Consider the following 12,499-nt stretch of genomic DNA (forward strand, 5'->3'; position numbering starts at 1 on the left):
ATCGCACCTACACCATCGTGTAACCGTTTAAAAAACGGGGTTGAATCCATCTACAACCCTGTCTGAATTTTCATTTAACCAGAGTTATATTCGTTGTGGCTAAAAATCTTGTTATTGTTGAGTCTCCCGCAAAAGCGAAGACCATAGAAAAATACTTGGGCAAAGACTTCACCGTCGTGGCATCGTATGGACACGTGCGCGACCTGCTCCCCAAAACGGGCGCGGTTGACCCCGACAATGCGTTTGCGATGAATTACCAACTGATAGAAAAAAACAGCAAACACGTTGACACTATCAAAAAAGCCATGAAACAGGCAGACACGCTCTACTTAGCCACTGACCCTGACCGTGAAGGCGAAGCGATTTCATGGCATCTATACGAAATTCTCAAAGAAAACAAGCTTATTACTGGCAAGCCTGTTCATCGAGTTGCGTTTTACGAAATCACCCAACAAGCAGTACAAGATGCGATTGCCAACCCGCGCCAGCTCTCTTTAGAACTGATTAATGCCCAACAAGCCCGCCGCGCCCTAGATTACCTTGTTGGTTTCAATCTCTCCCCCCTGCTCTGGAAAAAAATTCGCCGTGGTCTCTCTGCTGGACGCGTACAAAGCCCCGCCCTACGCCTCATTGCCGAACGTGAACGAGAAATCGACGTTTTTAAACCTGCTGAATATTGGACCATTGAAGCACACAACGAAAAAGAAAAACAAAAATTCGTTGCCAAACTCAACCAATATAAAGGCGAAAAACTCACCCAATTCAGCATCAACAACACCGACCAAGCCAACAACGTCCGTGATGAACTCCTAAAACTCGCTGATGGCAAACTCATTGTTACCAAAGTTGAGAAAAAACAACGTAAACGCCAACCAACTGCCCCGTTTACCACCTCAACCGTACAACAAGAAGCCGCCCGTAAACTAGGCTTCACCTCCAAAAAAACCATGCAAGTTGCCCAACAACTTTATGAAGGAATTGATATTGGTGATGGTGCGGTAGGTTTAATTACCTACATGCGCACCGACTCCGTCAACCTAGCTGACGAAGCCATTGCGGACATCCGTGCGGTGATAGAAAAACGCTACGGCAAAGACAACCTGCCAAAAAACCCCGTACAATACAAAACTAAAGCAAAAAACGCCCAAGAAGCCCACGAAGCCATACGCCCCACCAGCGCACACCGCTATCCTGACACCCTCGCAAAAGTCCTAACCCCTGACCAGCTCAAACTTTATACCCTAATCTGGCAACGGACGATTGCCTGCCAAATGACCCCTGCCGTGCTGGACACCGTTGCAGTCGACCTTGCTTGTGGCGAGGGCAACAACTTCCGCGCCAATGGTTCAACCCTCATACATCCCGGATTTATGGCGGTATATCAAGAAGGCGTGGACGACAACAAACAAAGCGATGATGACGAAAAAATGTTACCGCCACTAGAAATAGGCGAACACGTCAAACTGAAAGAAATTCGCGCCGAACAACACTTTACCGAACCACCACCCCGCTACTCAGAAGCCAGCATAGTCAAAGCCCTAGAAGAATTTGGTATCGGTCGTCCGTCAACCTATGCAACCATCATTTCTACCCTATTGCAACGCGAATATGCCATTTTAGACAAAAAACGCTTTTACCCAACAGATGTTGGTAAAATTGTTAATAAATTCCTTACAGAACACTTTCACCGTTACGTAGATTACAACTTTACTGCCCAACTAGAAGATGAACTCGACGCAATTTCTCGGGGGGAAAAAGAATGGATTCCCGTGATGGAAAAATTCTGGACGAAATTTAAAAAATTAGTCGACGAAAAAACAGAAACTGTTCAGCGCAAAGATGTTACCCAAGAAGTCCTAGACGAAGCCTGCCCCAAATGTGGTAAACCCTTAACTAAACGCTTGGGCAAACGTGGCACATTTATAGGCTGTTCTGCCTATCCTGACTGCGACTACACCCGCAACGTAGATGGTGACAACAGCACACCAACGCCAGTGATTGAAGCCGTTGTAGTTGAAGGGCGTGTCTGCCCACTATGCAGCTCTGCATTACACGTTAAACAATCCCGTAATGGCAGTAAATTCATCGGATGCAGTAACTACCCAACCTGCAAACATACCGAACCCATGCCCGAAGATAATACAGGCGTTACTTGTCCTGTTTGTAAAATAGGAACATTGGTTCGACGCAAATCGCGTTTTGGAACATTTTTTTACGCCTGCTCCACCTATCCTACCTGCAACTATGCGGTTTCCCACAAACCCATTGCCGAACCTTGTCCAAAATGCGGTTTTCCACTCCTCACCTTAAAAACCACTAAACGCTGGGGAACACAAAAAGTTTGCCCCGAAAAAGCCTGCGACTTTGTGGAAAAAGTAGAAACCACAGAAGAAGAAACACAAACAACAGGGGAATAATCACAACCTGTTATGTCCATCCAGCAGACCTGCTAAATTTTAAAAATCTAGCAGGTCAAACGCCTCACATCTTATTAAAAATGCCGACGCTGCACGACAAAGGCTACAAGAAGCTATTTTCCAACAAAGTCTTTTTCCGCCAACTACTAGAATCTTTCGTACCAGAACCTTGGGTACAAGACATAGACTTTGAAACTTGTGAACGCCTAGACAAATCCTTTATTACCGACCACTACAAAGAAACCGAAAGCGACTTAATTTACAAAGTAAAATTTAAACAACAAGAAGCCTACATATACGTTCTCCTAGAATTTCAATCTTCCGTCGTTTGGTTTATGGCATTGCGCGTTCTACACTATCTCTGTAGCTTCTGGCTAGATTACGCAGAAAGTCGCCCCCCTGTAAAAAAACTACCGCCAATATTTCCAATTGTTCTTTACAGCGGGAATAAACGCTGGACAGCCGCAACAGAGCTACAAAACCTCTTAGCACATCCTGATTTATTAAAAGCCTACACTCCCAATTTTCGTTACTTCAAAATTGCTGAAAATGAATATCCACAAGAACGACTGCTACAGATTCAGAATTTAGTCTCCACTTTATTCCTAGCAGAGACTTATCCGCATGATATGGAATTACTCAAATCGCAAGTGTTGGCATTATTTGAAGATAAAACTGATAAAGAAGCGGCTTCATTATTTCTCAACTGGTTTATACAATTAGTTGTATATAACAAACGAGAATTAAGTGATTATCAGACATTAGAAACCATTTACCATGACAAACTGGAGGCAAGAACCATGTTAGAACATGCAATGGACAAAGAACGTCAACGGTCTTTTTTACTGGGAAAGACGGAAGGACTTGAAGCGGGGATTACACAGGGAATTAGACAAGGAATTACGCAGGGGATTACGCAAGGAATTGTACAGGGCAAAGCGGAAACATTAATGCGCTTATTAGAAATACGCTTTGGTCAATTAACAGAGAATCAACAAGCTCGTTTGTATCAATTAAATCCTGATGAATTAAATCAATTGTTGTTTAACCTTTTTCAAACAAAAATTGATTCACTAGCGGATTTTTGGCAAGTGCTAGAAACACATTAACATGCTCTTGTTATGTGAAATTAACAGACCATTTAAGTATTAAAAATCAGAAAATTAAAGGTGACTATATTCTATGTGTGGCATTTGTGGCGAATTACGCTTTGATAATACCCATCCACAATTAGACAAAATTAAACGTATGTCTGCTGTTCTTGCACGACGTGGTCCTGATAGCGAAGGCTACTATCAATCTGGTGCGCTTGCCTTCGGTCATCGTCGACTTTCCGTTATTGACTTGTCCGAGCGTGGCACGCAACCAATGGTCGACACCGCCTTAAATCTTGTTCTGGTTTTTAATGGCACAATTTACAATTATCGTGAATTACGCCATGAGTTAATAGAAAAAGGCTATGCTTTCCAGTCAGAAACAGATACAGAAGTTATTCTAAAAGCCTATGCCGAATGGGGTGATGCTTGCGTTGATTATCTGCAAGGCATGTTTGCTTTTGCCATTTGGGATAAAACCCAACAACGGCTTTTTGTTGCTCGTGATAGAGTGGGTATAAAACCACTTTATTATGTTAAAACTGCTGCGTTTTTCCGCTTTGCGTCCAGTATGCCCGCTTTACTTGCCGCTGGTGATGTAAATACCCAGATAGACCCCGTCGGCTTACATCATCACCTGACACTACATGCGGTTATTCCTGCGCCCTACACCATATTACAAGGTGTACGCAAAGTAGAACCCGCGACAACATTAAGCCTCACCCCACGCGGTGATATGCAACGACGTAATTATTGGCAGCTTAACGCGACTCGACTTGATGAAGCTAAAACCGACCAAGAATGGTTAGAACTCACACATACCGCGCTAAAAAATGCTGTTAATAGTCATCGTTCTGTAGCAGATGTTCCTGTGGGTGTCCTTCTATCTGGTGGATTAGATTCCAGTTTATTGGTTGGATTATTAGCAGAACATTATGATGCACACAACTTGCTAACGTTCTCCGTTGGTTTTGAAGATGCACCCGAAGAAAAAGGCAGTGAATTTGAATATTCTGACCAAGTTGTTGCCCGTTATAAAACCCGTCACCATCGCTACACCATTCCAAATTCTCACGTATTACAACGCTTACCTGAAGCCATTAAAAATATGGCAGAACCAATGGTTGGACAAGATGCCATTGCATTTTACCTGCTTGCTGAACAAGTTTCTCAATCGGTAAAAGTTGTACAAAGCGGACAAGGAGCAGATGAGGTCTTTGGCGGTTATTTTTGGTATCCCTTAATGAATGCCGCAGCGGGTAGCGATTTAGACCGTTTTCGTCCTTTTTATTTTGACCGTAGCCACGCCGAATTTTTAGAAACGGTTCATTCCGACTATCATGGTGCAGATTACACTGCGCAAAGCATCAGCCAACTACTCGCCCAAGAGAATGCCAGTGAATTTCTTGATAAAGTATTGCGCATGGATGTTACAACGCTTATCGTCGACGACCCCGTAAAGCGCGTGGATAACATGACAATGGCATGGGGATTAGAAGCCCGTGTGCCATTTTTAGACCAACAGTTAATTGAAACCGTTGCCAGAATGCCCCCCGCATTAAAACTGCGTGAAAATGGCAAATATCCATTAAAAACCATTGCCCGCCAACTATTACCTGCGAGTGTAATAGACCGTCCAAAAGGCTATTTTCCTGTACCCGCGCTAAAATATGTACGCGGTGAATTTTTAGCATTTATGCGTGCGGTGTTGTATTCCGATACTTGTCGCCAACGTCAACTATTTAATTTTACTTATGTTGATAAACTACTCGCCAGTCCAGAAACCTATCTAACGCCATTACAAGGGAGTAAGTTGTGGCATTTAGCCTTATTAGAGTTTTGGTTACAGACACACATTTAAGCATAATAAATTGATAGTGATAAAGCCGTTAGAACAAGTAAAGATTCCTTCTTTTCTACAGGGGAATGTAGGTCATTATTGAGATAAATCTGCCTTCTATGATTAAAAAGGAAACCTAAATTTGCTAAACGCCCGTCTTTATTTTTCACCCAAAAAAGGTTACACAAAATATAGATGACTGCACCATTCCTGATTCTTCATGACTATTTTGAATCCTTAGAAGGCGGCGGGCGTTTATGTAGTTTACTTGCACATCATCGTCCTAGCGCGATAGCCTACGGGTTTGCTAAAGAAAACCACCCTTTTTTACAGGGTATTAACCGACAACACAATCTTCATGCTAATAGCAATATTCCCCTATGGCGACAATTCAAACTTGCTCGTGCCTTTCAACAACGTACCGTGTTTATAAAAGATTACGATACCTTGTTATATAGTGGTTTTTACACCCCTTTAGCAGTTGTGCAACACCCTCATGCTCGTCATTTTCTCTATTGCCACACCCCCCCACGTTTTATTTACGACCAATATGATTTTTATCTAAGCCAAACGCCACGCCCATTACGTTTTGCTTTACAAGCATTTATCCGCTATCTACAACCACGTTATGAAACAGCTATCAATAACATGACGCAGATTTTAACCAACTCACATAATGTACAAAAACGCATACAACACTATTTAGGTAAACCCGCAACCGTTATCTATCCACCCTGTGATACAAAACAATTCAAATGGTTAGCTCAGGGGGATTATTACTTATCATTAGCACGACTAGACCCATTAAAACGGGTTGATAAAATCATCCAAGCCTTTTTAAAAATGCCTGATAAACGCTTAATAGTCGCATCAGGAGGGCAAGAGTTAGGACGTTTACGCAACTTAGCTAACGGTGCAAACAATATTCAATTGACAGGTTGGTTAGAAGAGCGTGCATTACAATCGTTACTAGGTAATGCAATTGCTACGCTTTATTTAGCGAAGGATGAAGATTTTGGCATGTCACCTGTGGAATCTATGGCTGCGGGTAAACCTGTCATAGGCGTTGCGGAAGGCGGATTAGTTGAAAGCATTTTGCCCGAGCGTACAGGGTTATTACTGCCCGCTGATTTTACAATTGAGATGATTTGCGATGCCGTTTGCACCCTAAGCCCCGCTAACGCATTAGACCTACGCAAGGCTTGTGAACAACAGGCAAAAAAATTTGATATAACAGTGTTTTTGCAAGCAATGGATAAGATTATTTATAAAAAAACGAGTATTAAATAAACACAACTATTGCCCAAATCAGAATTTTCAACACTGACACAGATATAAAAACGACAACCTTGTCTGCGTGCCTGAAAACCTTCATTTAGACACGCTGCTATCAGGAAAACGAAGCACAGAAAAAACCTTTCTCGATATTTTCCGCGCCTTTTTTCAAGCTGTTAAAATCAGATTATTATCTAAAATTTAAGTCGGTGGAAACGTTACTAATTGCTCTGCAACCACACGAATGCCAACTTGCGCGCCAACAGGATAATCATGATGACTAGAAAACAGGGAAAAAACTTGTGTTCCGCTGGGTAAGCTTAAGGTATAAAGGGTTTCTGAACCCTTAAAGGCTTTTTGTTTAACCGTCGCTAATAAGTGACAATCAGGGTCTAACAAAATATCGTCGGGACGAACCAGCACATCGACAGTATTGCCGATTTCACTTTGTGCCGATGGAATGCTTTTAACAACGCCTAATTCCGTTTCTATCTGATTTTTAGTCATTATTTGCCCTTTGATAAACGAACCTTTACCAATAAAATCCGCAATGTAGCGTTCTGTGGGTTCGTGGTAGAGTTTGTAGGCAGAATCCCATTGTAAAATTTTACCATGACGCATTACGCCAATTTTATCGCCCAATGCAAAAGCCTCGTGTTGGTCATGGGTTACGAGTAAACCCGTCATGCCTTGTCCTTTAAGAATATCACGCACTTCTAAACTCAGCCGCTCGCGTAAATCTACATCTAAATTAGAAAACGGTTCATCTAATAAAATCAATGCAGGACGCGGTGCTAAAGCGCGCGCGAGAGCAACCCGTTGTTGTTGTCCGCCTGATAGTTCATGCGGATAGCGTTTAGAAAGATGCGCTAATCCGACAATGTTGAGATATTCTTCTACGCGGTGTTTTTTTTCGGTTTTGTTTAAAGCGCGTAAACCAAAGGCGACATTGTCAAAAACAGTTTGATGTGGAAATAGTGCGTAATCTTGAAAAACCATGCCAATTTGACGTTTTTCTGGTGATAATATTTGATTAGGTTCAGAAATATTGTTGCCATTTAAACGGATTGTGCCATTGTAAATAGGTTCAAAGCCTGCAATTGCACGTAGCGCAGTTGTTTTTCCACAACCACTTGCACCCAGTAGGCAAGCAAGTTCTCCCGCTTGAATGCTTAAGGAGAGATTATGAAAAATGGTTTGTTCTTCATAACGGCATTCGATGTTATCGAGTTCTAATAAAGGCGTTGTCTTTAACATAGTGGCGTACTTTAGGTTGCTGTCTTAGATGATTTTACTGTTTAAGTAATTTGAATTCAGTAATATTGTAGAGAAGAAAAAAGTTTTTTCTGGTCTATTTTCTTTCAGACAAGATTAGTTTTCTAGTTTATACCCTACACCGTAAATGGAACGAATCATTTCTGTCTCAGGTTCTAATTCGGCTAATTTTTTACGTAAATTTTTGATGTGGCTGTCAACGGTGCGGTCAGTAACAATGCGATTATCTTCATATAAACGGTCTAGCAGTTGGGCGCGCGAATAAACTCTGCCGTGTGAATTTAAGAGCGTGCTGAGTAGGCGAAATTCAGCGGGGGTTAAATCTAAAATATGTCCCTTAAAACTGATGGTGTAACGTTCTTCGTCGATAATAAATCCTAAGTTTACAGGTGGTTCTATTTCGGTTTGTCCGTTAGCCACACGACGTAAAATAGCCCGCACACGCGCAATAATTTCACGCAGGCTATAGGGTTTACAAATATAATCATCGGCTCCTAATTCCAATCCCAATAAGCGGTCAATTTCTTCAACCCGCGCCGTTGCCATCATAATGGGTATTTGTGAGGTTTGCCGCAATTCGCGACAGATTTCTATTCCATCTTTATGGGGTAGCATTAAATCTAGGATAATCAAATCTGTTGTATTGTGTTCACACCAAGGCAATACATCCGCTCCATCGGCTAGCCAATGGGTTATAAAACCTGCTTGGTGTAAATAATCTTCGAGCAAATGGGCAAGTTTTGGCTCATCTTCAACAATTAATATATGGCGTTGATTGTTTTCCATTGTGTTTTAACTCGGTTGTAATGGCAGTTCGATACGGATACCAAGCCCACCCAATGAGGCATGAAAAGCGTTGATTGTGCCACCATGTGCTTCCACAATATTCTTACAAATGGCTAAACCCAGCCCAGCCCCGCCCGATGCACGGCTACGCGATTTATCCACACGATATAACCGTTCAAACAATAATGGCAACGCTTCATCAGGAACATTTGGCGGGCTGTCTTCTAAACAAATGATAACCCGATTTGCCATTTGCGCTACCGTGATTAAAATACTGCCGCCTGTATCTGTATAACGCACAGTATTTTCAAGTAAATTATGAAATAGTTGCATAAAACGTCGTACATCTACTGCACAATAAATAGGCGTGAGGGTTTGTGTTTGATTGATTAGTTGTAATTGATGTTGGCGAAAACGGGTTTGAAACACGTCTAACACCTCTTCAATCAATATCAGAATGTTACATGTTTCGCGCCGATAATCTAATGCGCCAACGTCAGACAAGGCTAATTCATATAAATCATCAACTAATTTCCCAAGCCCTAACACTTCAACATGTAACGATTTTAATGCAACGGCATTAAATTGACGAATACCATCTTGAATTGCCTCAATTTCTCCGCGCAAAATAGCTAACGGTGTACGCAGTTCATGCGATATATCTGCAATCCATTGTCGTCGTGCAGTTTCATTCCGCTCCAAAGTATGCGCGAGTAGATTAAAATCACTTGCAAGCTGTCCTAATTCATCATGACTACTCACTTGCACACGGGTTTGATACTGCCCCGCCCCTAAATGACGCGCAGCAGTAGTAATCCGTTGCACAGGAATCAATAACTGTCGCGCTAACCATAAAGAAATCAACGCAGAAATCAGTACACCCAACACCGCCGTTAAGTAGTATGTTTGCGTTTGTTGTTTTAAAAAACTGGCCGCTAAATAATTGGTTTCAATCTGCATTTGATGTATAGCCAACCATGCGACGGGTTTATCATTATGATAAATCGGTAATAAACTTTCGTTACCTTCTATGGTGAATGGCGAGCCGATAATCATTTTTTTATCTGGGGTTAGCAACCGTAAACGTGGACGCAAAGCAAAAGGTGATAAGGGTACAATGCCTTCACCTTGATGATGGGGGGGACGAAAAGGCGGTTCTCCCCTATATTCATCGGGTGGACGCGGACGAAAAGGCGGTTCACGTTCATTTCCATCAGGTAGGCGTGGACGAAAAGCAGATTCACGCTCATTTATCTCTGCTGGCGGACGAAGTGGCGGGTCAAGAGAATGTAATATCTCACCAAAAGGGCGAGGTTGGGGCAACGGCGGTAATTGAAACTCTTCACCTAAATGTTTATTTAACAAGGTCTCCCACAAATTCCGATTATTCTGCAAAAATTGCCAACTGCCTTTTTTTGTGTATTCAGCTTCTAAAGCCAGACGTAATTCTGTGAGACGTTCCGTTTCAGCATTATGCAAATAATCGGTGAAACCTGATTGAAAACTCCAATGAGCGGAAATCGCCATGATGATAGCAACCAGCGTACTGCTACATAAGAGTGCGAGAAATAATTTTGCTAACAAGCCAAATTTCATATTCTTCACCTTCAACGAAAATCCTACCCATTTTAATCGACAAAAAAGACCACTGAGATTATAAACCCCAGTGGTCAAACACTTTCCCTTAAGAAACCCGTTATTGCAAAGCAAGTTGCCTTTTTAATAATTTATTATCTGGCAGGACGTGCGCCGCGTCCTTCGCCACCCGGTGGTGCAGGGGGGAGAGCAGTAAATTCATCTTGTGAAATAACACCGTTACCATCGCTATCTAAATGTGCAAAATGTTGCCACAAATGACCTTCTTCACCTTTCAACGCAGCAAACTCGGTTAAACTTAAACCTGCATCCGCATTCGTATCCGCTAAACCAAAAAGTGTTGCTAATGTTGCGCTGCTTTCTTCAGGTTGGTTTGCAACAAATTCAGCGGCACTAATCACTCCGTTGCTATCGGCATCTAAATTGCCAAATTCATGATTTAAACGTTCTGATTTTTTGCTACTTTCAAAACCTTGTAACTCAGTAAGACTTAAATTACCATCGCCATTAACATCAGCACTTTTAAATTCTGCGGTACGCATGGCTTGCATTTCAGTTTCGCTCAACACACCATCTTGGTCAGTATCATATTGTGCTATGATTTCAGCAGGTAATGGTGGTGGGTTACCGGGACCTTGAGCGAAAACGGGGACAGTCGCAGAGAGGGCGAGCATTAAAGTAGTATAACGTCTTGTTCTATTTAACATGATTTACTTCCTCGTACGTGTCGTTGTCGTTATTAAAAACTGAAACAATTTGTGTTCCAGATGGTGATAATGATGCGCGACAATTGCGGTTTTTTTTTGAGGAAATTGTGAAGATTTTGTGGAGTTATTCGCAGACAAAAAAACGGAAGTAAAAACAGGATAGAATATGCAGTATAATCAACAAGTCGTATTTAATTAATCATGGTAAATATTCTTATGAACAGTAAAACCCTTATTTATAGGACAAGTATTACATTAATATTTCTGCTTTCAGGCTGTTCAACACAAGCATGGTACGATGGTTTACAGCAAAAAGATAAACTAGATTGCCTAAATAATCCAACTGTTAGCGTTGATAGTTGTAACGAACAAAAAAGTTACACTGACTATAAACGTGAAACAAATAAGGCATTGTCAAATCAATAAAACTTGTTTAAATCAGAACTGACTGAATATTAAAAACCGCCAAAATTAACAGACACACGCCACTAAAAAATAATAAACCCCAGTGTTAAAAATTAACTGGGGTTTTCATGGCTTTTAAATAGTATTAACCGCAGTCGTTAAGTTTCTTCCGCGCCTTCCTCTTCCGATTTATGCGCTAATAAGGCAACCATTGGCGATGGTTGACGCACTAACATTGCTAACACCGTTGCTAAGGTATCGCGCATTTCCCGACGGTCGACAATCATATCAACCACGCCATGTTTTAATAAAAACTCGCTACGTTGAAACCCTTCAGGCAAGGTTTCCCGCACAGTTTGTTCAATTACGCGAGGGCCTGCAAAACCGATTAACGCATTGGGTTCAGCCACGTTAATATCACCTAACATGGCAAAACTTGCGGATACCCCCCCCGTCGTCGGGTCGGTCAAAACGGAAATAAAGGGTACACCTTGTTTACCTAAGCGGTTTAAAATCGCGCTGGTTTTTGCCATTTGCATTAGGGAAAACAGGGCTTCTTGCATACGCGCGCCACCGCTGGCAGAAAAGCAGATAAAAGGGATTTTTTGCTCTAATGCGATTTGCGCACCACGAACAAAGCGTTCACCAACCACGCTTCCCATAGACCCGCCCATAAAATTAAATTCAAATGCGCAGACAACCACAGGAATGCTATGTACCGCGCCTTTCATCACAATCAGTGCGTCTTTTTCGCCAGTGGCTTTTTGGGCTTGGGTGATGCGGTCTTTATATTTTTTGCTATCACGAAATTTTAATTTATCTACGGGCGATAAATTTGCGCCGATTTCTTCACGCGGACTGCTGTCTAAAAAGCTATCCAGCCGTTGCCGTGCGTTGATGCGGATGTGGTGACTACATTTAGGACAAACGTGCAAATTACGTTCTAATTCAGACTTATATAAAACTGTCTGACAGATTGGGCATTTATTCCATAATCCTTCAGGGACTGTATGGGTGCTTTTTTTTCCGTCCGTGCGGATGCGGGAAGGCAGAAGTTTTTCAAACCAGCTCATATTACGTTATTGTCTTGAAAAGTGAGATAAA

Annotated in this window: 9 protein-coding genes; 4 read left to right on the plus strand and 5 right to left on the minus strand. The window is 42.0% G+C overall.

Features of this window, described 5'->3' with window-relative positions:
* Positions 1 to 95: 95 nt before the first annotated feature.
* From topA to AL038_RS13270, 4 genes are all read left to right on the plus strand, one after another.
* Positions 96 to 2,417, plus strand: a complete 2,322-nt coding sequence (gene topA / locus AL038_RS13255; RefSeq protein WP_062153549.1) for a type I DNA topoisomerase — start codon at positions 96 to 98, stop codon at positions 2,415 to 2,417.
* Between the two features lie 80 nt (positions 2,418 to 2,497).
* Entirely contained in the window at positions 2,498 to 3,526 is a 1,029-nt protein-coding gene (locus AL038_RS13260; RefSeq protein WP_062153551.1) for an Rpn family recombination-promoting nuclease/putative transposase, read from the plus strand.
* 73 nt (positions 3,527 to 3,599) lie between these two features.
* Positions 3,600 to 5,372 carry an N-acetylglutaminylglutamine amidotransferase gene (locus tag AL038_RS13265; RefSeq protein WP_062153553.1) on the plus strand — a complete coding sequence of 591 codons (1,773 nt, stop codon included), beginning with the start codon at positions 3,600 to 3,602 and terminating at the stop codon, positions 5,370 to 5,372.
* Positions 5,373 to 5,546: 174 nt separating this feature from the next.
* Entirely contained in the window at positions 5,547 to 6,641 is a 1,095-nt protein-coding gene (locus AL038_RS13270; RefSeq protein WP_062153555.1) for a glycosyltransferase, read from the plus strand.
* Between the two features lie 186 nt (positions 6,642 to 6,827).
* Here AL038_RS13270 and AL038_RS13275 read toward each other — a convergent pair whose 3' ends face one another.
* From AL038_RS13275 to accD, 5 genes are all read right to left on the minus strand, one after another.
* A complete protein-coding gene (locus tag AL038_RS13275) occupies positions 6,828 to 7,883 on the minus strand; it encodes an ABC transporter ATP-binding protein (RefSeq protein ID WP_062153562.1) in 1,056 nt (351 codons plus the stop codon).
* A gap of 114 nt (positions 7,884 to 7,997) precedes the next feature.
* Entirely contained in the window at positions 7,998 to 8,687 is a 690-nt protein-coding gene (locus AL038_RS13280) for a response regulator (RefSeq protein ID WP_062153565.1), read from the minus strand.
* A 6-nt stretch (positions 8,688 to 8,693) separates the two neighbouring features.
* A complete protein-coding gene (locus AL038_RS13285; RefSeq protein ID WP_062153567.1) occupies positions 8,694 to 10,283 on the minus strand; it encodes an ATP-binding protein in 1,590 nt (529 codons plus the stop codon).
* 134 nt (positions 10,284 to 10,417) lie between these two features.
* The gene (locus AL038_RS13290; protein ID WP_062153569.1) at positions 10,418 to 10,990 is read right to left on the minus strand and encodes an EF-hand domain-containing protein; all 573 of its coding nucleotides are present in this window, start codon (positions 10,988 to 10,990) and stop codon (positions 10,418 to 10,420) included.
* A gap of 563 nt (positions 10,991 to 11,553) precedes the next feature.
* The gene (gene accD, locus AL038_RS13295; protein ID WP_062153574.1) at positions 11,554 to 12,468 is read right to left on the minus strand and encodes an acetyl-CoA carboxylase, carboxyltransferase subunit beta; all 915 of its coding nucleotides are present in this window, start codon (positions 12,466 to 12,468) and stop codon (positions 11,554 to 11,556) included.
* Positions 12,469 to 12,499: the final 31 nt, after the last annotated feature.

Source organism: Beggiatoa leptomitoformis (assembly GCF_001305575.3).
Lineage (GTDB): Bacteria > Pseudomonadota > Gammaproteobacteria > Beggiatoales > Beggiatoaceae > Beggiatoa > Beggiatoa leptomitoformis.

Excerpts from the sequence above, each read along its gene's own strand:
- AL038_RS13260 (WP_062153551.1), top strand. The coding sequence starts at position 2,498 with ATGCCGACGCTGCACGACAAAGGCTACAAGAAGCTATTTTCCAACAAA.
- AL038_RS13265 (WP_062153553.1), top strand. The coding sequence starts at position 3,600 with ATGTGTGGCATTTGTGGCGAATTACGCTTTGATAATACCCATCCACAA.
- AL038_RS13270 (WP_062153555.1), top strand. The coding sequence starts at position 5,547 with ATGACTGCACCATTCCTGATTCTTCATGACTATTTTGAATCCTTAGAA.
- AL038_RS13275 (WP_062153562.1), bottom strand. The coding sequence starts at position 7,883 with ATGTTAAAGACAACGCCTTTATTAGAACTCGATAACATCGAATGCCGT.
- AL038_RS13280 (WP_062153565.1), bottom strand. The coding sequence starts at position 8,687 with ATGGAAAACAATCAACGCCATATATTAATTGTTGAAGATGAGCCAAAA.
- AL038_RS13285 (WP_062153567.1), bottom strand. The coding sequence starts at position 10,283 with ATGAAATTTGGCTTGTTAGCAAAATTATTTCTCGCACTCTTATGTAGC.
- AL038_RS13290 (WP_062153569.1), bottom strand. The coding sequence starts at position 10,990 with ATGTTAAATAGAACAAGACGTTATACTACTTTAATGCTCGCCCTCTCT.
- accD (WP_062153574.1), bottom strand. The coding sequence starts at position 12,468 with ATGAGCTGGTTTGAAAAACTTCTGCCTTCCCGCATCCGCACGGACGGA.